The organism is Rhodoferax sp. ZS1R8, assembly GCF_056521325.1.
In genome coordinates this window covers 397825-420955 of record NZ_JBWMBA010000004.1, presented here as the reverse complement: position 1 = coordinate 420955, position 23131 = coordinate 397825, and the positions used below count along the sequence as shown (strand labels likewise).

General features: G+C 60.2%; 25 protein-coding genes and 1 tRNA gene. 9 read left to right on the top strand and 17 right to left on the bottom strand.

The features are described from left to right. Positions 1–83: 83 nt before the first annotated feature. Positions 84–1400, top strand: a complete 1317-nt coding sequence (gene aceA / locus AC097P_RS16065; protein ID WP_479611436.1) for an isocitrate lyase — start codon at positions 84–86, stop codon at positions 1398–1400. Positions 1401–1478: 78 nt separating this feature from the next. Further along, positions 1479–2318 (top strand): HAD family hydrolase, encoded by an 840-nt coding sequence (locus tag AC097P_RS16060; protein WP_479611435.1) that lies wholly within the window; start codon positions 1479–1481, stop codon positions 2316–2318. A gap of 28 nt (positions 2319–2346) precedes the next feature. On the opposite strand, the gene AC097P_RS16055 is transcribed toward AC097P_RS16060, so the two are convergent. From AC097P_RS16055 to AC097P_RS16000, 12 genes are all read right to left on the bottom strand, one after another. Then, positions 2347–2622 carry a DUF2798 domain-containing protein gene (locus AC097P_RS16055; RefSeq protein ID WP_479611434.1) on the bottom strand — a complete coding sequence of 92 codons (276 nt, stop codon included), beginning with the start codon at positions 2620–2622 and terminating at the stop codon, positions 2347–2349. 300 nt (positions 2623–2922) lie between these two features. Beyond that, complete coding sequence (locus AC097P_RS16050; protein ID WP_479611433.1) at positions 2923–3192, bottom strand: hypothetical protein; 270 nt, start codon at positions 3190–3192, stop codon at positions 2923–2925. 20 nt (positions 3193–3212) lie between these two features. Then, the gene (locus AC097P_RS16045) at positions 3213–3461 is read right to left on the bottom strand and encodes a hypothetical protein (RefSeq protein WP_479611432.1); all 249 of its coding nucleotides are present in this window, start codon (positions 3459–3461) and stop codon (positions 3213–3215) included. A 104-nt stretch (positions 3462–3565) separates the two neighbouring features. After that, a tRNA-Asn gene (locus AC097P_RS16040) sits at positions 3566–3641 on the bottom strand. A gap of 75 nt (positions 3642–3716) precedes the next feature. Beyond that, entirely contained in the window at positions 3717–4811 is a 1095-nt protein-coding gene (locus tag AC097P_RS16035) for an NAD(P)/FAD-dependent oxidoreductase (protein WP_479611651.1), read from the bottom strand. A gap of 1 nt (position 4812) precedes the next feature. After that, complete coding sequence (gene fdxA / locus AC097P_RS16030; protein WP_209395732.1) at positions 4813–5142, bottom strand: ferredoxin FdxA; 330 nt, start codon at positions 5140–5142, stop codon at positions 4813–4815. Between the two features lie 120 nt (positions 5143–5262). Continuing rightward, complete coding sequence (locus tag AC097P_RS16025; protein WP_479611431.1) at positions 5263–6609, bottom strand: sulfate adenylyltransferase subunit 1; 1347 nt, start codon at positions 6607–6609, stop codon at positions 5263–5265. Positions 6610–6742: 133 nt separating this feature from the next. After that, positions 6743–7675 carry a sulfate adenylyltransferase subunit CysD gene (gene cysD / locus AC097P_RS16020; protein ID WP_479611430.1) on the bottom strand — a complete coding sequence of 311 codons (933 nt, stop codon included), beginning with the start codon at positions 7673–7675 and terminating at the stop codon, positions 6743–6745. 26 nt (positions 7676–7701) lie between these two features. Continuing rightward, positions 7702–8334 carry a phosphoadenosine phosphosulfate reductase domain-containing protein gene (locus AC097P_RS16015; protein ID WP_479611429.1) on the bottom strand — a complete coding sequence of 211 codons (633 nt, stop codon included), beginning with the start codon at positions 8332–8334 and terminating at the stop codon, positions 7702–7704. After that, positions 8331–8714 carry a DUF934 domain-containing protein gene (locus tag AC097P_RS16010; RefSeq protein ID WP_479611428.1) on the bottom strand — a complete coding sequence of 128 codons (384 nt, stop codon included), beginning with the start codon at positions 8712–8714 and terminating at the stop codon, positions 8331–8333. The genes AC097P_RS16015 and AC097P_RS16010 overlap by 4 nt, the downstream gene beginning before the upstream one ends. An 18-nt stretch (positions 8715–8732) precedes the next feature. After that, the gene (locus AC097P_RS16005) at positions 8733–10550 is read right to left on the bottom strand and encodes a nitrite/sulfite reductase (RefSeq protein ID WP_479611427.1); all 1818 of its coding nucleotides are present in this window, start codon (positions 10548–10550) and stop codon (positions 8733–8735) included. A gap of 1 nt (position 10551) precedes the next feature. Beyond that, positions 10552–11343: a sulfite exporter TauE/SafE family protein gene (locus tag AC097P_RS16000; protein ID WP_479611426.1), complete on the bottom strand. Its 792-nt coding sequence runs from the start codon at positions 11341–11343 to the stop codon at positions 10552–10554. Positions 11344–11474: 131 nt separating this feature from the next. Here AC097P_RS16000 and AC097P_RS15995 point away from each other — a divergent pair, with 131 nt between their 5' ends. Then, positions 11475–11879, top strand: coding sequence for an MAPEG family protein (locus AC097P_RS15995; RefSeq protein WP_479611425.1), 405 nt, complete (start codon positions 11475–11477; stop codon positions 11877–11879). 121 nt (positions 11880–12000) lie between these two features. Here AC097P_RS15995 and AC097P_RS15990 read toward each other — a convergent pair whose 3' ends face one another. From AC097P_RS15990 to AC097P_RS15980, 3 genes are read right to left on the bottom strand one after another with little or no spacing between them, the layout of a single operon-like run. Beyond that, the gene (locus AC097P_RS15990; RefSeq protein ID WP_479611424.1) at positions 12001–12843 is read right to left on the bottom strand and encodes a 2OG-Fe(II) oxygenase family protein; all 843 of its coding nucleotides are present in this window, start codon (positions 12841–12843) and stop codon (positions 12001–12003) included. A gap of 20 nt (positions 12844–12863) precedes the next feature. Next, complete coding sequence (locus AC097P_RS15985) at positions 12864–13862, bottom strand: nucleoside hydrolase (protein WP_479611423.1); 999 nt, start codon at positions 13860–13862, stop codon at positions 12864–12866. A gap of 17 nt (positions 13863–13879) precedes the next feature. Continuing rightward, positions 13880–14827, bottom strand: coding sequence for a ribokinase (locus tag AC097P_RS15980; protein ID WP_479611422.1), 948 nt, complete (start codon positions 14825–14827; stop codon positions 13880–13882). Positions 14828–14983: 156 nt separating this feature from the next. On the opposite strand from AC097P_RS15980, the gene AC097P_RS15975 reads away from it, so the two are divergent. The 5 genes from AC097P_RS15975 to AC097P_RS15955 all read left to right on the top strand — a co-directional run bounded on the left by AC097P_RS15975 (position 14984) and on the right by AC097P_RS15955 (position 20431). Next, positions 14984–15964 carry a BMP family lipoprotein gene (locus tag AC097P_RS15975; protein WP_479611421.1) on the top strand — a complete coding sequence of 327 codons (981 nt, stop codon included), beginning with the start codon at positions 14984–14986 and terminating at the stop codon, positions 15962–15964. Continuing rightward, on the top strand, positions 15964–17517 hold the full coding sequence (locus AC097P_RS15970) for an ABC transporter ATP-binding protein (protein ID WP_479611420.1): 1554 nt from the start codon (positions 15964–15966) through the stop codon (positions 17515–17517). The genes AC097P_RS15975 and AC097P_RS15970 overlap by 1 nt, the downstream gene beginning before the upstream one ends. Further along, a complete protein-coding gene (locus tag AC097P_RS15965) occupies positions 17514–18665 on the top strand; it encodes an ABC transporter permease (RefSeq protein ID WP_479611419.1) in 1152 nt (383 codons plus the stop codon). Before AC097P_RS15970 ends, AC097P_RS15965 begins: the two co-directional genes overlap by 4 nt. Continuing rightward, entirely contained in the window at positions 18658–19626 is a 969-nt protein-coding gene (locus AC097P_RS15960) for an ABC transporter permease (protein WP_479611418.1), read from the top strand. Before AC097P_RS15965 ends, AC097P_RS15960 begins: the two co-directional genes overlap by 8 nt. Before the next feature lie 67 nt (positions 19627–19693). Then, the gene (locus AC097P_RS15955) at positions 19694–20431 is read left to right on the top strand and encodes a hypothetical protein (RefSeq protein ID WP_479611417.1); all 738 of its coding nucleotides are present in this window, start codon (positions 19694–19696) and stop codon (positions 20429–20431) included. A gap of 34 nt (positions 20432–20465) precedes the next feature. Here the strand turns inward: AC097P_RS15955 and AC097P_RS15950 are convergent, their stop codons facing one another. Both AC097P_RS15950 and AC097P_RS15945 read right to left on the bottom strand, forming a co-directional pair. Then, a complete protein-coding gene (locus AC097P_RS15950; RefSeq protein ID WP_479611416.1) occupies positions 20466–22112 on the bottom strand; it encodes an FAD-dependent oxidoreductase in 1647 nt (548 codons plus the stop codon). A gap of 34 nt (positions 22113–22146) precedes the next feature. Further along, positions 22147–22419 carry an oxidative damage protection protein gene (locus AC097P_RS15945; protein WP_479611415.1) on the bottom strand — a complete coding sequence of 91 codons (273 nt, stop codon included), beginning with the start codon at positions 22417–22419 and terminating at the stop codon, positions 22147–22149. Positions 22420–22596: 177 nt separating this feature from the next. Between AC097P_RS15945 and AC097P_RS15940 the strand changes: the two genes are divergently transcribed. Further along, positions 22597–23115, top strand: coding sequence for a disulfide bond formation protein B (locus AC097P_RS15940; protein ID WP_479611650.1), 519 nt, complete (start codon positions 22597–22599; stop codon positions 23113–23115). Positions 23116–23131: the final 16 nt, after the last annotated feature.

Genomic DNA, 23131 nt, shown 5'->3' with positions numbered 1-23131 from the left:
ATAGAAGACTACAATAGAGTCCAGCTTGAACTGCAAAGCTCCCTTCAGGCACCGAAATTCTTTAACTACGACGGAGTGATTCCATGACTACCCAGACCCGTGAACAGCAAATCGCAGCCCTTGAAAAAGACTGGGCCACCAACCCCCGCTGGAAGGGCGTCAAGCGCGGCTACACCGCAGCTGACGTCGTTCGCTTGCGCGGTAGCGTGAACATCGAGCACACGCTGGCCAAGCGCGGTGCCGAAAAGCTGTGGGAAAAGGTCAACGGTGGTGCCAAGAAGGGCTACGTCAACGCCTTTGGTGCCATCTCCGCCGGCCAGGCCATGCAGCAGGCCAAAGCGGGTCTGGAAGCCGTGTACCTGTCGGGCTGGCAAGTCGCCGCCGACGGCAACACGTCTGAAACCATGTACCCCGACCAGTCGCTGTACGCCTACGATTCCGTGCCCACCATGGTGCGCCGTATCAACAACACGTTCAAGCGTGCCGACGAAATCCAGTGGGGTCGCGGTATCGAGCCAGGTTCCAAGGAATTCATCGATTTCTTCTTGCCTATCGTGGCTGATGCAGAAGCCGGTTTCGGCGGTGTGTTGAACGCGTTTGAACTGATGAAGAACATGATTGCCTCCGGCGCTGCCGGCGTGCACTTTGAAGACCAATTGGCTGCTGTTAAGAAATGCGGCCACATGGGCGGCAAAGTGTTGGTGCCTACCCGTGAAGCGATCGAAAAGCTGATCTCCGCTCGTTTTGCTGCAGATACCATGGGCGTGTCCACCATCATCCTGGCCCGCACGGATGCGGAAGCCGCCAACCTGATCACCAGCGACTACGACGCCAACGACAAGCCTTTCATCACCGGTGAGCGTACACAAGAAGGCTTCTACCGTGTCAAGAACGGCCTGGAGCAATCCATTAGCCGCGGCGTGGCCTACGCCCCTTACGCCGACTTGGTGTGGTGCGAAACTGGTGTGCCAGACATTGGCTTTGCCCGCGAATTCGCGCAAGCCGTACACGCCGCCAGCCCAGGCAAGCTGCTGTCGTACAACTGCTCGCCTTCCTTCAACTGGAAGAAAAACCTCAGCGATTCGCAGATCGCTTCCTTCCAGGAAGACCTGTCCGCACTGGGTTACAAGTACCAGTTCATTACCTTGGCCGGTATCCACATCAACTGGTTCAACACCTTCCAGTTTGCCCATGCATACGCCCAGGGCGAAGGCATGAAGCACTACACCGAGATGGTGCAAGAGCCCGAATTCGCTGCCCGCGAAAAGGGTTACACCTTCGTGTCGCACCAGCAGGAAGTGGGCGTTGGCTACTTCGACGACGTGACCACAGTGATCCAGGGCGGAACATCCTCCGTCAAGGCGCTGACTGGTTCCACCGAAGAAGAGCAGTTCCACTAAGCAGCTTGCTTCGATAATCAAGGCCGGGGCTCCGCAGAGGGTCCCGGCCTTTTTTATTGTTCAGACGGGAAACTTGGGATGACGTTGTACGTATCGGATCTGGATGGCACCTTGCTGAACCGCGAGGGTAAGCTATCAGAGCGTAGCCGCCTGGGACTGACGCATTTGCTGGAGCAGGGCTTGCTGTTCACAGTGGCCAGTGCCCGCCACGTGTCGTCCATCAATAGCCTGTTGGGCGACCTACCGTTGCAGTTGCCTGTCATTTCGGGCAATGGCGCATATATCAGCGATATGCGCAGCGGCCGCCATGAACTGGTGCACGCCATAGAGCCTGCGCTGGCACAGTCGATTTTCGCGCTGGTGCGCGCCCATGGCCTGATGCCTTTTTTCTCTACCCATGGCCCCAAGGGTGACCGGTTGTTTTATCACTCTGCGAGCAATGCAGGCCAGCAGAGTTTTCTGGACGAGCGATTAAGCATTGGCGACCCCCGCTTGCGCCATTCCACGCGCTTGCAAGACGAATTGCGTGACCCGGTAGTGACCTTTGTTTTGATTGAGCGTGAAGCTCCGTTGCGGGCGCTGCAAGCGGCCATATGCGAACTGTGCGGTAGTGCGGTGGAAACGCATTTGGCCGATGACCTGTATTCCCCCGATTGGCCGTGGCTCACTGTGCATGACAAGCGGGCCAGCAAAGACCAGGCAATACAAACGCTAACCGAGCGTTATGGTTTGGTGGAGCGTGAGATTGTGGTGTTCGGCGACCATGTCAACGACGTCAGCATGCTGCGGGCCGCGCACCGCGGTATTGCGATGGGCAATGCCATTGATGCGGTGAAGCAGGAGGCGCACACCGTGATTGGCCCACACCACACGGACAGCGTGGTGGAGTTCATCGAAAGCGATTGGCAGCGGCGTTAACGTGACAGGGCTCGCGACGAGGTCGAGATCAGCTCACATCAACTATGGCGGCGGTTGCCTTGCGGACCAGTGGCAAAACCAGCAGCAGCGTGGGGAACGCAAATACCCAAGAAAGAGCCCATGAACTCATCCAGATTCGGGGCATGTCGGGTGACAAACCGACTCCTCTGAGCGTGCTGATCATCGATACGATGAAAGTCATGAGGATGGATAGCAACAGCGGCATGACCCAGGTGGCGCAACGGGCCGGAAGCTTTTTGAAGCCGAGAAAGCGGGTCTTGCGACGATTAGATTGATGATTCATTCAAGTTCCATAAGCCGGACAAAACAAGGCGCCGTCCCCCGCAGCCTCAATAGCCGGAAGATTACAACCCCGGACACGTCCGGCGGCGGTTAGCGCGTTGATTGACGTAAACGCTTACGGCGACGCAATGGGTTAGTCGCAGACAAATTTTAGCTCAGGACGCTGCGGCGCTATGGGGGCAGCCGTCCCACGCGCGAGCATCCTTCTCAGCGAGAGGGTGTAGCTAAATTGATTCTCATGCAGCGAATGATCCAACTCGAAGGCGGAGGGGGACCGTCATCGCACCCTGTTGCGTAATTTTCAGCCTTGCTTTAAGACTTCTTCAAACTCGGCTAATTCCTGGGCAATGGACGCGTACTTCTTGGATTTGGCTCTGTTGTCGATCCACTGTAGCGTAACGGCTTCGAGGTCCTCTTTGAAGTGGGCGAATGCGGAGTCTTTCACGGCTTGAGTTACCGTCTCGGAAGACCACAATTCAATCAGATCTGACAAGCCATTGTCAAAGTCATCGAAGGTCTCAAGCGGAATCCATCCACCATTTTTATCAAACATCGTTTCTTCCTGTTGCAAGGGTTGTATTTAGCTGGTCGTTAGCCGGCAACGGGCAATTCCATGCTGTCGGCAACTCCCAAAGCCCACTGTTGCCAATGCGCCGCTTGGGTACGTGTCGCGTCGGGTGCGTCAATAGACAAATTGCCCATGGTGGCTGCAACCATACCGCGAATGTGCTCGGCAATGTGGCCTTCGCTTACGGCATCTTCGCCACGCAGTGCGGAGATTTGTTTTGTGCCTTCTAGAATGAGATTGGAAGTTGCATTGATCGGTTCATCGTTGTGCATGCTTGACCTTGTTTTCTGTTGCGCTTGGGTTACGGCGGGCAATCCAGCAGGTAGAGACCGTAAATGAAAAAACCCACCATCTTTCGATGGTGGGTTCTTAAATTTGGCTCCTCAACCTGGGCTCGAACCAGGGACCTACGGATTAACAGTCCGGCGCTCTACCAACTGAGCTATTGAGGAATGAAGCCTCAAATTATAGCGTGGAAAAATTGGGTTTTCCGTAGAGCGCACAGAATTTCCTGAAACGTGCACAATTTATCGATCTGACCCGCCCGAAACCTCGGGCATTACACCCAGCAACTTATGCAGCTTGGGACTGGTGGTCGTGTACTGCAGCATTACCTTCTTCTCAGGCGCAATGAACGGCATGGCACCAAATGCGGCCAGCGTGGCTTCGTGAAATCCGCACAGGATCAGCTTCTTCTTGCCGGGATAGGTGTTGATATCGCCCACGGCGAAGATACCGGGCTCGCTGGTGGAAAACTTCTCGGTATCCACCTGCAACTGCTTGCGTTCCATGTCCAGGCCCCACTGCGCCACCGGACCAAGCTTGGGGGACAAGCCCTGTAGCACCAGCAGCATTTCCAGCGGCAGTGTGCGCGTCTGGCCTTCGGCGTCCAGGATCTGGATGCCGGTCAGGCGTTCGTTGACAGTCTCGATGCCCTGTGCCTGGCCGGCCACGAAGTGGATGTGGCCTTGTTGAACCAGTGCACGAAAGCGCTCCACAGTTTGGGGTGCGGCGCTGAACACCTCGCGGCGGTGCACCAGGGTGACGCGCTTGGCTTTGTGGGGATGGCTGTCGGCGTGGGCGGCGCAGAGCTTCAGCGCTGATTCGAGTGCCTCATCGCCGTCACCAAAGATCACGACGTTTCGATTCGCACACACCGCAGCGTCGGGCAGGCTGTGCAGCAACTGCGTGCCGGCAAACGCGGCCAGCCCGTCCACATGCAGGGTGCGTGGCTGGAAGGCCCCTACGCCCGCAGCAATGAAAACGGTTTTACACAGAAAGCGCTGGGCCTGGGAGGTCTCGACCAGAAAGCGGCCATCGGGCTGCTTCTGCAAGCCCGAGACGAACTGGCCCCAATGGAAGCGCGCACCAAAGGGAGCAATCTGGGCCATCAGTTTGTCCGCCAACTCGCTGCCGGTGCAGACGGCCAAGGCCGGAATGTCGTAAATGGGTTTGTCGGCGTACAGCTCCACGCACTGGCCACCGGGGCCGGGCAATGCGTCCACCACGTCCACCCGGACGTCCTGCAGGCCCAGCTGAAACACCTGGAACAAGCCGACCGGACCTGCGCCTACGATGAGGGCATCGGTCTCTATGGTTGTCACGGTGTGGTTCTTTGCCAGATCAACGGATCAAATGCACCAGCTTGCCGGTCTTGTCTTTCCACTCATCCGCATCAGGCAGCTCGGCCTTGCGCTTGGTGATGCTTTTCCAGGTAGGCAGCTTGGCCAGTTCAGCGTTCAGCGCCGTCATGTGGCGCTGGTCTGCCGGCACATCTTCTTCGGCATAGATGGCGTTGACCGGGCATTCGGGGATGCAGACCGCGCAATCGATGCATTCATCAGGGTCGATGGTCAGGAAGTTGGGGCCTTCGCGGAAGCAATCCACGGGGCAAACGTCGACGCAATCGGTGTACTTGCACTTGATGCAGGCTTCGGTGACGGTATGGGTCATTTTGTTTTCTAGGACGAGAGGGAGGTATTTATCAACCCATTGATTTTATTGGCTTTTTGCAGGCGGCTTTGTCACAGGGGTTCACTGCAACGTCGCTGCGCCCCCCGGACAAACAGCAAGTTAGTTCAGAAGCAAGGCCCCCGAGGTCTTGTGGCTGGCCGTATCCACCAGAATCAGGGCTCCCAAAATGCGCGACTGGGTGTAGGGCAGGGCAGCAATGGGCTCCTGCAGACTGAGTTCGATGTGACCAATGGCGTTGGGCTCGATCTGCGTCGCATCATGCTCTTCCAGCGTGTTGATGTCCAGGCTGTGGACAATGCGCTTGACCTTGGCCTTGATCCAGCGATGGCCATGCAACGCCCAGTAGACGCGTCCGGCAACCAGGGGTTCGTCATCCATCCAGGCGACGGTCGCCTTGATCTCGCTAGTGGTCTCAAAGTGGCTGGGTGCGTCGTTCGAGGCCAGCAGCCAGTCGCCACGCGACACATCCACTTCACGGTCCAGCACGATGCCGGCGCCGTGGCCCGCACCCACGTTCTTGGGTGTGCGCGCGTGGTCCAGCACTTGGGCGATCTTGGCAGTTTGGCCGCTGGGCAAGACTGAAATGGTGTCGCCAGGCTGCACGGTGCCAGTGGCCACACGGCCCCAGAACACGCGGCGGCCTTGCGTGGTGTCGGCAGAGTCGTGGAATTTTTCCACCCACTGCACCGGGAAAGCGAAGGGCACATCGGTCTCGGCGGCCGTCACGGGCAAAGTCTCCAGCAGGCTCAGCAAGCTGGGGCCGGTGTAGCCACACCAGCCTTCAGACGCCGTCACCACGTTGTGGCCTTTGAGCGCCGACATCGGGATGCTGGCGGTGACAGTGATGCCTGCTTGCGCGGCGAAGGCTTGCAGCGCTTCGGTGATCTTGGCAAAAGCCTTGGCGGCTCCATCACCCAACGCGTCCAGCTTGTTGACCGCAAAGATGATGCTGGGCACGCGCAGCAGGTTCACCAACAGCGAATGGCGGCGGGTTTGGGGCAACAGGTCCACCAAACCTTCCACGTCCCATTTCAGCTTGGTGGCATCCACCAGCACCACCGCAGCGTGGGCGCTGCTGGCAGCGGTGACCATGTTGCGGGTGTACTGCACGTGGCCGGGCGCGTCACCAATGATGAACTTGCGGGTTGGGGTGGCGAAGTAGCGGTAGGCCACGTCGATCGTGATGCCCTGCTCGCGCTCGGCGCTCAAGCCGTCGGTGAACAAGGCCAAGTCGGCCTCGCCGCTCTTGGACACATTGGCCAACTGGTCTTGCAGCACCGAACGGCTGTCGACCAGCAGGCGGCCGATCAGCGTGCTCTTGCCATCGTCCACGCTGCCGCAGGTGATGAAGCGCAGGGCACTTTGCGTGTCGACATTGGAGCCATTCTGGGCTGTAGCCCCCGTAGAGTTGGCGTAAGCAGCTATTGAATTTGTAGCGGTTGTCATGTCAGGGATCACTTTCCAGCACAGGTGGCTAGGATTGGGAAGGTGGGGCGCTCTGCGCAGCGAAATAAAGGAGGAGGCCGTAGGCCGGGGGACATTCGCGGAGGAGAGTGCCGCGCCTGCCCGATCCGGGTCCTTAGAAGTACCCATCCTTTTTACGTTTTTCCATCGAAGCTTCAGAGGTTTTGTCGTCCATGCGGGTGGCACCGCGTTCGCTGACGTCGGCCGCCAGCGTCTCAACCACGATATCGGCTGCGGTTGCAGCCAGGCTGTCCACCGGGCAGGTGCAGGTGATGTCGCCCACAGTGCGGAAGCGTACGTCGCGGCTCTCGATCTTTTCGCCCTCCTTGGCGGGCGTCAGGTCCGTCACCGGCACCAGCAGGCCCTTGCGCTCGACCACGTCACGCTTGTGCGTGTAGTACAGCGACGGCAAAGCGATCTTTTCGCGCTCGATGTACTGCCACACGTCCAGCTCCGTCCAGTTGCTGATCGGGAATACGCGGAAGTGTTCTCCCGGTTGCAGGCGGGTGTTGAACAGCGTCCACAGCTCGGGGCGCTGGGCCTTGGGCTGCCATTGGCCAAAGCTGTCGCGGTGGCTGAAGATGCGTTCCTTGGCACGGGCCTTTTCCTCGTCGCGGCGGGCGCCACCGATCAGGGCGTCAAAGCGAAATTCTTCAATCGCCTCCAGCAGTGTCACCGACTGGTGCACGTTGCGGCTTTCACCGGGGTGGGCCAGGCGCACCGTGCCGCGTTTCATGGAGTCTTCAACACTGCGCACAATCAGCTCGGCGCCCAGTTCCTTGGCGCGCAGATCGCGGAAATCGGTCACTTCGTGGAAGTTGTGGCCGGTATCGATCATCAACAGCGGGTAGGGGATACGGCCCACGCCAAATGCCTTTTCGGCGCACTTGAGCATGACCAGCGAGTCCTTGCCGCCCGAGAACAGCAGCGTGGGGCGCTCAAAGGCGGCGGCCACTTCGCGCAGGATGAAGATGGTTTCCTCTTCCAGCGCGTCGAGGTGGCGGTTGGACAATAAATTGAAATGCGAGGTGTCGGTCATAGCGTTCATGGCGTTGTCGTGTTCTGTGGGCTTGCTCAATGCGCAATGTGCAAGCCGCATTCGCGCTGCTCTTCGCCCTTGGTGGGGTCCACGTAGTCGAAATTGTTGGGCAGGCCGTGGGCCTCGCAGTACTGGTACAGGTCTTTGGAGGACCAGTGCAGCAGCGGCGCGACCTTGATCAGGCCGTCCGGGTTGATGCTGACCGGTTCCATCTGTGCGCGCACGGCACTGTCGGTCGCGCGCAGTGCGGTGAACCAGACCTTGGGTGCCGTCTCGCGCAGCGCACGGGTGAAGGGCTCCAGCTTCACCTCTTCGGTGAAAGCGGCGTGGCGCGGGTCGTCCAGCCCGGGCAGCGGGCCTTCCACGGCCTCGCGGTGCGCGCGCGTGCGCAGCGGCAGGTAGATGCGCAGGTTCAGGCCGAGTTGCTTGGTCACTTCATCGGCGAAGCGGTAGGTGGCTTCGGTGTTGTAGCCGTTGTCCATCCAGACCACGGGCACGTCGGGTTTGACGCGCGTGACCATGTGCAGGATCACCGCCTCAAACGGGCGGAAATTGGTGGTAACGATGGGGCTCTGGTTCAGGCCCAGGGCCCATGCCACCAGACCGGGCGCGTCGTGGCCGAACTGGGCGTTGACCTGTGCGAAGTCGAGGGTAGTTGTTGTGCTCATGCGGCTTCCCTTGCGAATATCGGCTTCACCGTAACGGCGTCGCCTTGGTAGAAGGCCTTGTAGCGGTCCAGTTGTTTCTGGGCGACGGCCATGTCCTGACCTTCGCGCAGAACGGCGGATGTGAAGCCGCTGCGCTGCATCTGCACCAGCTGGTCGACCAGCACGTCGCCGGTGGCGCGGATCTCGCCCTGGAAGCCCAAGCGGCGGTGCAGCAGAAAGGCCTGGCTGAAAGCGCGGCCGTCGGTGAACTTGGGGAAGACCAGGTCGATGCGCTCGACACCATCGAGGGCCAGCGTGCGGGGGTCCACATCGTTGGCAATCTCTAAGGTGTTTGGGGCTTTAGCCCCCGTGGAATGCGCGTAAGCAGCTATCAATTTCATAGTGATTATTCCTTGCCTTTACGCTTCTTGTGCGTCTTTGGCATAGCCTGCCGACTTGGGCAGCGCATGCAAATCTTCGTGTTTGTCGGCCAGCCGGGCGCTATTGGCCGCCGTCTTGAAGGCGTCAAAGCCGACGCGCTTCACGCAGTCGATAAAAGTCTCGCGCCCGGTGCGGTTCAGGCGGAAGGTGTCCAGCAGGGCTTCGATGACGCCGGGCACTTCGCCCGCGCCAAAGGACGGGCCCACCACCTTGCCGGGCACGGCGGTACCGCTCAGCACGGAACCATCCGAGCCGCCCAGCGAGATCTGGTACCACTCCTTGCCGTCCTTGTCCACGCCCAGCACGCCGATGTGGCCGCTGTGGTGGTGGCCGCAGGAGTTGATGCAACCGCTGATGTGCAGGTCGATCTCGCCCAGGTCGTGCAACTCATCCATGTCCTGGTAGCGCTCGGTGATCGATGCGGCAATCGGGATGGAGCGGGCATTGGCCAGTGCGCAGAAATCGCCGCCGGGGCAGGCGATCATGTCGGTCAGCAGGCGGATGTTGGAGCGCGCCAGGCCGGCGTGGCAAGCCGCCACCCACAGTGCGGGCAGGTCTTCCGCGCGCACCCAGGGCAGCAGCAGGTTCTGGTCGTGCGTGACGCGCACTTCGCCGGCGCTGAACTCGTCAGCCAGCGCGGCGGCAGTGTCGAGCTGGTCGGCATCGGCATCACCGGGGGCTTGGCCCAGGCGCTTGAACGACAGCGTGACGGCGCGCAGCGTGGGGTTCTTGTGGGCGGCCACGTTTTGCTTCAACCAGCGTTCGTAGTCCTTCAGGCGATCCGCCGGAACTGCTACGGTTTTGATAGCTGCTTGTGGGCGCTGCGCGAGGGCTGGCGGCACAAATGATGCAGACACCCGGTCCAACTCTGCCTGGGTGATGGTGTGCGGCGCCCCGTCCACGGTGATGATCTGCTGGTACTCGGCATCCACCTCATCGATATAGCGTTGGCCCTCGGCCTTGACCAGGATCTTGATGCGCGCCTTGTACATGTTGTCGCGGCGGCCCCAGCGGTTGTAGACGCGCACCACGGCTTCCAGGAAATTCATGATCTGTAGTGCGGGGAGGAATTCGCGGATGGTGATGCCAATGACCGGTGTGCGGCCCATGCCACCGCCGACCAGCACTTTGAAGCCCAGTTCGCCAGCAGCGTTCTTGATCAGGTGCAGGCCCACGTCATGCCAGTAGGTGGCGGCGCGGTCGGCCGTGGCTCCAGTGATGGCGATCTTGAACTTGCGCGGCAGGAACGCGAATTCCGGGTGCAGCGTGGTCCACTGGCGCATGATTTCGGCAAAGGGGCGGGGGTCGGCAATCTCGTCCGGTGCAATGCCGGCCAGTTCGTCACTGGTGATGTTGCGGATGCAGTTGCCGCTGGTCTGGATGCCGTGCATGTCCACGCTGGCCAGCAGGTCCATGACGTCGGCGCTTTTTTCCAGCGGAATCCAGTTGAACTGCACGTTCTGGCGGGTCGTGAAGTGGCCGTAGCCCACCGGCAGGTGCGTTGTGCCCCAGGCGGCTTGGGCGCCGATTGCCGTGTCGAACACATCTTTGCTGGGGTGGTCGAATTCGCGGGCAATTTTGGCCAGTGCGCGCAGTTGTTTGCTGGACAGCTCGCCATACGGCACGGCCACGCGCAGCATAGGCGCGTAACGCTGGATGTACCAGCCGTTTTGCAGGCGCAGCGGGCGGAACTCGTCGTCACTCAGAGTGCCGGCCAGGTTGCGCTCCAGCTGGTCGCGGTGCTGGGCAGCGCGGCTGCGGATGAATTGGCGGTCGAAGTCGGTGTATTGGTACATATCAGAGGGCAATAAGTTTCAAACCGGCGTAAGCCAGCAATACGGACAACAGGGAGCGGATCACGCGTTCGGGTGTCTTGGACATCAGGTGCGAGCCGACCCAGATGCCGGGCAGGGAGCCAGCCAGCAGACAGGCCAGCATGGACCAGTCGACCGAGCCCAGGGATGCGTGGCCAAAGCCGGCCACCAGGGTCAACGGTACGGCGTAGGCAATATCGGCCGCAACAATGCGGGACAGCGGCAGCTTGGGGTACAAAATCATCAGCACGGTGACGCCAATCGCGCCGGCGCCCACCGACGTCAGCGTGACCAGCGTGCCGATCAGCGCGCCAAACAGCAGCGGCAGGCTCCAGTGGCGGGGGCGGGCGGCGGCAGCTTCCTGGCCTTTTGCAATGGTGGTGGGCGTGATCTTGCCGCGCAGCACCTTGTACAGCGTCGCGGCGGCCGTCAGCAGCAGGGCCGCACCCAGTGTCAGTGTCATGACCTTTTGCACCTGCACACTGGTGGCACCGAAGTTGTGCAAAAGGTACAGCGTAATCAGTGATGCGGGAATACTGCCGGCCGACAGATTGAACACCACGGGCCAATCAATGGACTTGGCGCGCGCCAGTTTGATGGTTCCGCCCATCTTGGTGAAGGCTGCAAACAGCAGATCCGTGCCGACTGCCAGATAGGGCTTGATGCCAAAGAAGAAGATCAAAATAGGCGTCATCAACGAGCCACCGCCGACACCGGTCAACCCAACGATGGTGCCAACAAAAAAACCCGCAAGTACAAACGCTAATTCATGCATGGGGTGGACTGTAGGCGGGCCCGCTTATATTGAAAAATATTTTTTAGCTATTTCGTTATTCTCAATTTGCATATAGAGCACTTGGGTCATCGGTTAACGTATGCGTTTCCACCTTTCAGGGACTCCAGCACATGACAGCCATTCAAGCACTCTTGGGTTTTGCCGCGTGGACCGCGCTACTGGTCTTGGGCGTGTTTTTGTACCGCGGGCTACGCTTTGTGACGGGTACCCCTATCAATGCTTGGCCGCGCGGGGCCAAGCACACCGGTGACGCAGCCTTCGTCACGCGGCTGGGTGATGCGCATGCCAATTGCCTGGAAAACCTGCCGGTGTTTGCTGTAATCGTATTGGGCGCTGCCGCTTCCGGGCGCCTGGAAGCGATCGCCGCGCTGGCCCCTTGGGTTTTGTATGCGCGAATCGGGCAGTCGGTAACACACCTGATCGGCGTTGGCCAATTGCACGTCCTGGTGCGGGCGACTTTCTGGAGCATTCAGTTGGGGCTGATGCTCTTCATGCTGTTCAAGCTGCTGGCCTAGAAATATGGAGCCCCCACGCTCCGCCGCTGCGCGGGTCGCTGCCCCGAGAGGGGGTTAACACGCCTTGGGGCGGCCCTGCGGCGGGTTGTCGCCCCCACGCTCCGCCGATGCGCAGGTTGCTCTACTTTTCGCCACGCAACTCGCGCATGCGTTCGTCGAAATAGCTTCCGACGGTGTAGCGTTCCGACAGCACCACGTCGCGCTGGGGGTGCAGGAAGAGCGGCAGCGATATGCGCGGCCTGAAACGCGCTTCGCCCACGGGGTTCAGCACGCGGTGCACAGTGGACGGGTAATAGCCACCCGAAGCCTCTTCCAACATGTCGCCGATGTTGACGATCAACAAGCCAAAATCGCAGGGCACGTCATACCAGGCCTCGTCTTTGCCCAAGACCTGCAGGCCCGGCTCGGTGGCAGCGGGCAGTATGGTCAACAGATTGATGTCGCCATGGGCTGCGGCGCGCACAGCGCCGGGCTCTTCATCGCCACGCAAGGGCGGGTAGTGGAGCACGCGCAGCAGCGTGTTGTCGCTGCCCTCCAGCATCTGGGGCAGTGGCATCGAATAGCGAGCCTTGACGTCCGCTGGTGAGTTTTCTTCTACCCAGTTCAGCAGCGTGCGCGCCAATGCATTGCCTTGGTCGTAATAGCGGCGCGCGGTGTCTGACACCTCAGCGGGGTAGTGGCCCCACGGATAAATATGGAAAAACTCCTTCAGGTCACGCCGGGTGTGGTTCTTGGCAATCTCCGACACCGAGGGCGGAAAGTACCCATCGTGCTTGGCGGGATCGGTCAAATACTTGTGCTTGGCCTCCGTTTGAAAAAAGGCCAGCCATTCGGCATAAATGCCTTCCACCATGGATTGTTCTAGTGGATGGTTGCGCAGCACGCCGAAACCCGTTTCGTGCAGGCTGCGGCAAAAGTCTTGGGCAGCGGTAGAGCTGCGGAAATCAACGACGGGTAAATGCATGGCTCGCCTCTTGTGCTTTCTCAGTTTTTCTTCAACCAGTCGGACAGCAGGATTTGTTCAAACAACGCCAGGCACCCTGGTGCGTCGACGTGCATACAGACGTCGGTTACTGGCAGATCGTTGCCCCAGCCCGGTTGGGGATAGTTGATATAGCCGCGGCGGTTCAGCATCGTCTGGCCTTGGGCAATGCCTTCGGTCACCACACGCACGCCTCCGGTTTCCAACTTGAACAGCTCGGGATTGGTCAGATAAATGAACGCGAGCAGGTCGTGCGCGAAGCAGCCTGGTTTGGCAGCCAGGTGCGGATGCAGGCCACTGTAAAAATTTGAATAGAAGGCAACCGCGTGGTGCAGGACATCCGTCGCTACATGCTTGTGGTGGTCGGCAATCTTCTTGAACAACTCCAGGTGGGTCACCACGCCGTGGGTGACGTCCAGGCCTACCATGGTCAGTTTCCAGCCTGCGGTAAAGACTAAATCTGCGGCGTGCGGATCGTTCCAGATATTGGCTTCGGCCACGGGCGATACATTGCCTGGCTCATTGACTGTGCCACCCATGATGATGACTTCGCGCACGAGTTTGGGCAGATTCGGTTCGAGCTTCAAGGCCAATGCCAGATTGCCCAATGGACCTACGGCCACCAGCGTGATCTCGCCTGGCTCTGCGCGCGCCATATCGACGATCAGCTGGGCGGATGAGCGGGGGTCTACAACATTGCGCACGGCGACACGGCTGGGCAAATTGCCGAGTCCGTCAGCGCCATGGATGAAGTCCGGTGGAGGAGCCCCGGGCTTGACCCAGGGCGCCTTCACGCCCTTGGTCACCGGTATGGTCTGCCCGGCTAGCGCCGTCAGGTAAAGCGCATTGGTGGCGGCCTGGTCGACAGACACATTGCCAAAGGTCGTGGTGATGCCCACCAACTCAATGCCAGGGTGGGCCATGGCGAAGTACAGGGCCATGGCGTCATCGACCCCGGGATCGGTGTCATAGATGACTTTGCGGGGAGCTTGCTTGTTCATATTTATTATTGGATCCATCAAGAATAAGTGCCGGTTGGCAAACCGCAATATGCGCCCAGGGCGTCCATAGCTGCAGCGGTTTTTGCGGGCTGTTGGTCCAGGAAGGCGGCCACTTCCCCCTGCTGCGGAATGCTGGATTGCGCACCCAAACGGGTGCACGCTAAAGCGCCTGCTGCACTAGCGAGTGCCAAGGCCTGGTGCATGCTGGCGCCATGGCTCAGGGCGGCTACCAAACTGCCACAGAAGGTATCGCCAGCGGCCGTGGTGTCCACCGGTGAAATAGAACAGGCTGGTTGCACCAAAAACGTGCCTTGAGAGCGTGCGCAGCAACCGCGGTGGCCCAGGGTGACGACCACGGTCGGCACGGCGATACGTTCCAGGCAGTCGGCAATGCTGCCACTGTGGCCGGACAGGCTGGCGAGCTCGCCCTCGTTGACCACAAGAATGTCTACCCAGTCCAACAGCTCGGCAGGCAGCTGCTGAATTGGCGCAGCATTGAGCACGGTTGTGACGCCTTGCTGGCGCGCAGCCCTGGCGTACGCAATAACCGTGGGGAGCGGGATTTCCAGCTGCATCAGCAAGTGGCTCACATCTTGCAAGTTGGGCAGGTGTTGCTCCAGCAGACAGAGGTTGGCGCCCGGGGCCACGGTGATGGCGTTTTCAGCATCTTCCGACACGCATATAAAGGCTGTGCCGGTGGGCTGGTCGTTGATACGAACGATGTTGAGCACAACTGCCGCGTCGCGCAGCGAGTTTTCTATAGGCGCGGCAAAGTTGTCAGCCCCCATGGCAGTGAGAAGCGTTGTAGAGGCACCGCCTGCGCGCGCGCAGGCCACAGCCTGGTTGGCACCCTTGCCGCCGGGAAATGTTTTGAAATCGCGGCCCAGAACTGTTTCCCCCGGTGCGGGAATGTGGTGGGCCCGGACGACGAAGTCCAGATTGGAGGAGCCTGCTACCAGTATCATGAAGTCTTGGGCGGTTGCAATGGGGCGTCCATTGTGTAGTGGAAAATACAGGGACTCTAATATTTGCGCTAGGGAAACACCCTGATTGCAAGCGGTGTGCGTAGACTATAACCTTACACCATTTTTCCTGATCATTTAGTCAACAAAAGGTTCGATATGAGTTTTACAAATGTGGCGCGCGTGGGTTTGTTGGGCCTTGCGCTGGCCGCGAGTTTCCAAACAATGGCCGAGCCGGCCGTCGTGTTTGACATGGGCGGCAAGTTTGACAAGTCCTTTAACGAAGCGGCGTACCGCGGCATGGAAAGGTGGAAGAAGGAAACTGGTAAGTCCTATCTTGACTTCGAAATTGCCAACGAATCACAACGCGAGCAGGCTGTCCGCCGCATGGCCGAACGGGGCGCTAGCCCCATCATCGGCATTGGTTTTGGCCAGGCATCCAGCATCGAAAAAATTGCCAAGGAATTCCCCAAGCTGCAATTTGCAATCATCGACATGGTGGTGAACCAGCCCAATGTGCAGTCCGTGGTGTTCAAAGAGCACGAAGGCAGCTTCCTGGTCGGCGCGATGGCCGCCATGGCCAGCAAGACCGGCAAGGTTGGCTTTGTGGGCGGCATGGACATCCCGCTGATCCGCAAATTCCAGTGCGGCTACGAGCAAGGCGCCAAGTACGTCAACCCCAAGGCGGAGGTGTTCGCCAATATGACCGGCACCACAGGTGCGGCATGGAGCGATCCTGCACGCGGCGGAGAGCTGACCAAGGCCCAGTTTGCCAAGGGCGCAGACGTCGTGTTCGCGGCCGCTGGCGGCACCGGAATGGGTGTCTACCAGGCCGCCAAGGACAGCGGCAAGCTGGCCATAGGTGTGGATAGCAACCAGAACCATATTCAACCCGGCACTATGCTGACATCCATGATCAAGAAGGTCGATGTTGCGGTGTACAACGTGGCCATGGGCCACAAGCCAGGCGTGTCGGTGCTGGGGTTGAAGGAAGGCGGCGTGGATTACGCGATGGACGAGCACAACGCCAAGCTGGTGAGTGCCGACATGAAGAAGAAGGTGGAGGCCATCAAAGCCGACATCATCAGCGGCAAGATAAAGGCCGCTGACTACATGGCCGATAACGCCTGCAAGTACTGATGTCGGGAGCAGCCGCGCATGCGGCCATCGCGGTCCGCATGACCGGCATCCACAAGCGCTTCGGCGCTGTGGCAGCGAATGCTGACGTCAATCTGGCTATTTGTTCTGGCACGGTGCATGGCATCGTTGGCGAAAATGGTGCGGGCAAGAGCACGCTGATGTCCGTTCTCTACGGCTTCTACCAAGCCGACGCTGGCACCATCGAAGTCTTTGGCAAACCGGCGACCATCCGCAATGCGGATGACGCCATCGCCTTGGGCATCGGCATGGTGCACCAGCATTTCATGCTGGTCGATACTCTGACTGCGCTCGAAAATGTCATGCTGGGTGCAGAGCCGCATTGGCTGCTGCAGCGCGCCGATGCACAGGTGCGCAGCAAACTCAATGCGCTGATGCAGTCCACCGGGCTGCATGTGGCCCTTGACGTGCAGGTCGCCGACCTGCCGGTGGGTGACCGCCAGCGCCTTGAGATTCTGAAGGCGCTGTACCGCGGCGCCAAGATTCTGATTCTGGACGAGCCCACCGCGGTGTTGACACCGCAAGAGACAGAGCAACTGTTTGACGTATTGCGCGTACTGCGCCAACAGGGCACGACCATTTTGCTGATCACCCACAAGCTCAAAGAGGTAATGCGTTTGTGCGACCAGGTGACCGTAATGCGTGCCGGCCGCGTGGTGCACGAGCTGCCGATTGCCCAGGCTTCTTGCGAAGGCCTCGCCGAGGCGATGGTCGGGCGCAAAGTTCACACGGGCCGTGTCGATGAAGAAGAAAAACCCCTTGGCGAAGTCTTGCTTCAGGCCACGAATGTTGTAGTGCGTGACGCGCTGAATGTAGTGCGTTTGAAGGGTTTGAACTTGACGCTGCGTGGTGGCGAAATCGTGGGCGTAGCCGGGGTCTCGGGCAATGGCCAAAGCGAATTGCTGGACGTGCTGTCTGGCTTGTTGCAGCCGACCCAAGGCCAGCTTCAACTCGGCGGCGTTACGTTCGAGTCGAGTGGTTGGCTGGAACCCCATACCGCTCGCGCGCTCGGATTGGCGCACGTGCCGGAAGACCGACATGCGCGCGCCATGGTCATGGACTTTGTAGCCTGGGAATCGGCCGTGCTGGGCTATGAAAGCCAGCCCGAGTATTCCGCTGGCGGCTGGATGAACCACAAGGCCATGCGCCGGGCAACTGCCGACATGATGGAACGCTTTGACGTGCGTCCGCGCGCACCCGAATTGCGCAGCCGCAGCTTCTCAGGCGGCAACCAACAGAAACTGGTGTTGGCGCGTGAGATCGGGCAAACACCCAAAGTGTTGCTGGTAGGCCAGCCCACACGCGGCGTAGACATCGGCGCCATCGAATTTATTTACGGCCAGTTGCGCGCCATGCGCGATGCGGGCTGTGCGGTGCTGGTAGTGTCCAGCGAGTTGGACGAAATACTGGCGCTTGCCAATCGGGTAATAGTGATGAACCAAGGGCGTGTGACCGGTGAGCTGGCGATTGAAGATTGCACCGAGGCCAGCATTGGCCTGCTGATGGTGGGAGATGCGGTGGGAGAGGCCGCATGAGCAGCAGTAGCAACGCATTGCCACGCTGGGCGGATCTGGTGCTGTTGCCGGCGGTCTGCCTGGGCGTGGCCCTGCTGGCCGCAGGCGGCGTAGTGGCGCTGGTTGGTCAAAGCCCTGCCGAGGTCATCGCCGTACTGGTGCACGGGGCCTTTGGTACAGCGCGCGGTTTCAGTTATACGCTGTACTACGCGACGACTTTTGTTTTTACCGGCCTCGCGGTCGCAGTGGCTTTTCATGGCGGGCTGTTCAATATCGGCGGGGAAGGGCAGGCCATCCTGGGAGGACTGGGTACCGGCCTCATTGCGCTGTGGCTATCGCCGGTTTTGCCTGCGTGGATCATGTTGCCACTGATGCTGCTGGCTGGCGCCTTGTTTGGAATGGCTTGGGCTGCGGTGCCCGCGTATTTGCAGGCTTACCGCGGCAGCCATGTGGTGATCACCACCATCATGTTCAATTTCATTGGCAGCAGTTTGCTGGTGTACTTGCTCGTCAACCATCTGCGGCCTGCGGGCTCGATGTCGGTGGAGAGCGGGCCGTTTGCAGACTCCGCCAAATTGCCTGCGATGCACGAGGCTTTGGCCTGGCTGGGTGTGGAGTGGCCCAGTTCACCGCTGAACCTCAGCGTGCTGCTGGCAGTGCTGGCAGCCATCGGCGTGTACCTGTTTTTGTGGCGCACCCGCGCGGGCTACCACCTGCGAGCGGTTGGCTCCAGCCCCAGTGCGGCCGAGTATGCCGGCATCAGCCCGCGGCGCCAGATCATGATTGCAATGGCCGTGTCCGGCGCTCTGGCCGGTCTGGTGGGCATGAACGAAATAGCGGGTGTCAACGGCAAGCTGCTGCTGGAGTTTGTCAGCGGCGCAGGCTTCACCGGCATTGCCGTGGCCTTGATGGGGCGTAACCACCCGGTGGGCATCGTGCTGGCCAGCCTGTTGTTCGGTGCTCTGTTTCAGGGCGGCGCTGAGGTTGCGTTTGAGGTGCGCGGGTTCAGCCGCGAGATGGTGGTCATGCTGCAAGGCTTTATCGTTCTGTTTTCGGGCGCCATGGCTTATGTGATCGCGCCCATGGTGGGATGGGTGATCAGGCACGCCACGCGACTGTTGCAGCGCTCCGTGCCTGCAGCACCCGCCTCGGGAGCCACCCATGGATGAAGCTTTGTTGGCGACCATGCTGGCGTCTACCTTGCGCCTGGCAACACCGCTGATTTTCTGTGCCTTGGCCGGGTTGTTCTCTGAGCGATCGGGGGTGGTCGACATCGGCCTGGAAGGCAAGATGCTGTTCGCGGCTTTTGCAGCCGGGGCCACGGGTGCCCTGGCGGGTTCTACGGCGCTGGCATTGCTGGCAGCGGTTGGGGTTGCAATCGCCCTGTCGTGGATGCATGGATTGGCCTGCGTCAGCTACCGGGGTGATCAGGTGGTATCGGGCGTTGCCATCAACATCATTGCCTCGGGGCTGACCGTCGTGCTGGGCATTGCCTGGTTCGCGCAGGGCGGGCAGACGCCGCCCGTAACCGCTGCGGTACGCATTCAGGCATTGTTTCCGGACGCTGCCACGGCCCTTGGTGGCATTCCGTGGATTGGCCCGCTGGTGGGCGAAGGGCTGCTGAGCCACAACGCAATGGTGTACCTGGCGCTGGCCATGGTCCCCGTGTGCTGGTGGTTGTTGTTCCGGACCCGCTTTGGCCTGCGGCTTCGCGCAGTAGGCGAAAACCCCCAGATGGTGGAAGCTGCGGGGGTTTCGGTAGCCCGCCTACGCTACACCGCACTTACGCTGAACGGCATATTTTGTGGACTGGCGGGCAGTTACCTGGTGCTGGCACAGAGCGCCAGTTTCTCGCCCAACATGACTGCGGGCCGCGGCTTCATGGCATTGGCAGCATTGATTTTTGGGCGCTGGTACCCGGTGGGTGCGTTCTGGGCCTGTCTGCTATTCGGCTTTTTGGACGCCGCCGCCATCCGCATGCAAGGTGTCGCTCTTCCTATCGTTGGCGAGGTACCCGTCCAGGCTATCCAGGCCTTGCCCTATGTGCTGACAGTGGTGTTGCTCGCAGGTTTCATCGGCACGGCGGTTGCGCCAAAGGCCTTGGGACGACCGTACAGCAAGGATCGCTGATCAGGTTGAGTCTGCCAAACACTGCTAGAGTCCGGTAGTTACAACATAGCCAGCAGCCAGCACCAGCATGTCCTCGAGCATTTGGGTCAAAGTCGTCGGGTTTAGCGCAGTGGAGCGGCATTCACTCAACACGCTGTTTCGCCTCTCTGTGCGCCAGACGCCGGCCTACAGCCTGTGGACCCCAGATGCGCCTGCGCCGCCGCACGTGTCGCTGATCGACATGGATTGCCACGAGGCTGACGTCGAACTCGTTTCACCCACTTTTAATCCCAACCTGAAGATTATTTGTGTCGGGGCCAAGACCCACGGTAGCGCCTGGCGATCCTTTCAACGCCCAGTGGACTGGAATGCCATGGTGCAAGTGCTGGATGGCCTTTTTGCATCCCATGCCTACGTGGATGTAGTTACGGGTTTTGACGAGTTGGATGAACCTTCCGCGCCGCCCGGCATGCGCGTCTCTTTGGTCGTAGGCCTTCGGCCAGAAGACCGCATGTACTTGCGCGCACGCCTGTCGCTGGCCGGGCTGACCGATGTAGATGAAGTTGATACAGCCGACGAAGCCAGCATGAGTGTTACCCACCGCCGATACGATCTTGCCATCGTCAGCCTGGAAATCGCGGATACCGATTCGTGGACGCTGGTTCAGGCCTTGAAGGCGGCGCCTAATCCGCCCCATGCGGTGATCATCGCTACAGAAAAACCGTCCTGGTCCGCGATGGAAAGAGCGGAGCAAATGGGGTGTGCAGGTTTGCTTGAGATACCTTTCAATCCACCACAAGTGATGGGCTTGTTGCAGAAAGTCTGAGCGCGGCCAGGCAGGGTTGTACCGGCGGCCGATGTTAGCCACGACGCACGCGGTTCGCGTCGAGGCTTCTAGACAGGCTGAATTCAATCGGTAGCGGCTCGCCCCCCAAGCGTGCCACCAACAACTCGGCACATAGTGCGGAAAAACTCAGGCCGCGCGAACCCATGCCCGCACACAGCCACAGCCCGGGACCCGATGCCGTGTCAACAGGTCCAACCAGGGGCAAGCGGTCGTGGGTGACACAGCGTGTGCCGGCCCACAACGCAGCTGGATTGCGGTTCAGCCATTTGACAAAATCGTTCGAACCGTCCATGGGCAGCAGCTGCTGCAGACGCTCCATATTGGCGATGTGCTGCGCTGCGCCGTCCGCTGCGCGTGCGGTATCGGTCTCGAAGGTGGAGCCGGCAAACCATTCCGTACCTTCAGCACCGGGCACTTGGGGAACAAAGCAGCCGTTGCCGTTGACGGGGGTGGAGGGCACGCCATCAAACTGCTCTTGTGGGTAACTGCCATGGCTCAGTGTGCCATGTACCGCTTGCAACGCCTCGAGCTTGGCATGGAGGTCTTGGCTGACGGGGGCGTCTGGAGCCATATTGCTAAGCAACTCGGCGCTGCCGATGGCGTTCGCAATAACAATCGCCTCGAATCCGCCGAGATCGCGCCCGCGTTCATCGCCTAGTTGCCAAAGCTCGCCGTGGCGCTGCAGCTTAGCGATCGCGCTGTTACCCACGAACCGTATGCTGGGCTCAGCCAGCCATGCCCGCACTAATTGCGCGGGCTTGATCCAGCAGGCTTTTGCGTGCCACAGCGTGCTGCCGTCGGGCCGATGCTCTGTTACGCCGGCTGGGTCCCAATCCTCACCTTGAACCAACATACGGTTCGCATGCTGGTGTAACAAGCGCACGCCGCTGCGCGAAAGGCGCGAGCGCGGGTTATCGTCGCCCGACACATGGGGAACAGCCAACCCGACAGGCAGGCCGGACGCGCCCGCTGCGGGATGCGGAGCCTGGTCAAACACCGTGACTTGCCAACCGCGCAGCGCGAGTGCGTGTGCGACGCTCGCGCCTGCGATACCGCCGCCAATGATGGCGCAGCGTGCCGGCCCGGGTTGAACATGTTGCGAAGGGGTGCGGCTGGTGGAGATGTCCCAATGCGGATCGAAACGGCCGGTGAGGATAGCGGCGTCGTGCCCCGATGTATCCAGTTGGAAACCCGCGGCTAAAAGAAAGGTCCGCACGTCACAGGAAGCAACGGCTGGGATGCTGATGCGGCTTCCCCGCTTGCAACGACGGGCGAGCGCCTGAACTTGCCATTTGTCAGCGGGTTCGCGTACAAAAATTGTATCTGCCTGGAACACATGCTCGGTCAACATAGACGTCACGTTGCCCAGGCACAGCGTCAAAGAAACGCGGCCTCCATCCAGCAGGATTCGGTGGAAACCGGGGCCCATGCTTGAAATGGGCGTGGGCAGAGGCAAGGCGGCAGCAGCTGCAATTTCAGGTGCTGACGCGGCAATGCCGACGTAGTGCAGCATGCGCGGCCGTAGTGAATCGTTCTGCCACGCACGCCACGTATTCAAGAAATGCTGACCGTCTCCGAAGTCGGTGTCTAGCACTATCCACGCAGGGCGCCCGGCCCAGGCCTCTGGCAGGCCGCAGGACGCCAAGTCGGGTGGCGCCACGTGTCGGCCCAAACGGGGTTAGGCCTAAGCCCGTTCAGGCCGCAGGCGGCACATAGCCCTGGGCGGCGTCCGCACCCGAACCGAAGAAATGGTTCTCCATCTGGCGGGCCAAGTACTGGCGGGCACGGGCATCGGCCAGGTTCAGCCGGTTTTCATTGACCAGCATGGTCTGGTGCTTGAGCCAAGCGGCCCAAGCCTCCTTACTGACGCTTTCCCAAATGCGTTTGCCCAGCTCACCGGGGTACGGCGGGAAGTCCATGCCCTCAGCCTCTTTGCCCAGCTTGATACAGTTAACGGTGCGTGCCATGGAGAAACCTCTGTTTGAAAAAAATAGCGGGCTCAAAGGGAGCCCATAGGCTGAATCTTAATTCGGTTTGTCCGGTGTGGACTGCGCACCAGGCATTGCCCGGGGAACTTAGCGGGCAAAATGTTTACCAACCACCGCAACGCGCCTACTGCAGCGCGCGTAATTTTTTACAGGATTCTGATTTTGAACTTCGTTTTGGCACTCTTTGACACGGCGCCACGGCGCATCCTCGCGACCATCTGCCTGGCCTGCGTTGCCATGCTGGCCTTCGGCATGTACCTGCAGCATGTAGTGGGGCTGAACCCGTGCCCAATGTGCATTGTGCAGCGATATGCTCTCATTTTGGTAGCTATATGTGCAGCGGTGACGGGGGCTAGCGGCCGAAAAGGTATACACGTTACCGGCAGCGTGCTGCTGGTGGCACTGTCTGTGGCGGGGGCTTATGTGGCTGCGCGCCAAAGCTGGCTGCAGTGGTATCCACCCGAGGTCGTGTCCTGCGGGCGTGACCTATACGGCATGATAGAAACCTTTCCCTTGCAACGCGCGATCCCCATGATCTTCAAAGGCGGTGGCGATTGCACCAAAGTCGACTGGACTTTTCTCGGCGGGTCCATTGCCAACTGGTCCTTCCTGTGTTTCAGCGGCCTGGCTGTTCTGGGTAGCCTGCTGGTTTGGCGGCGCAGTCGCAAGGGCTGATCCGCACCGTTTACAA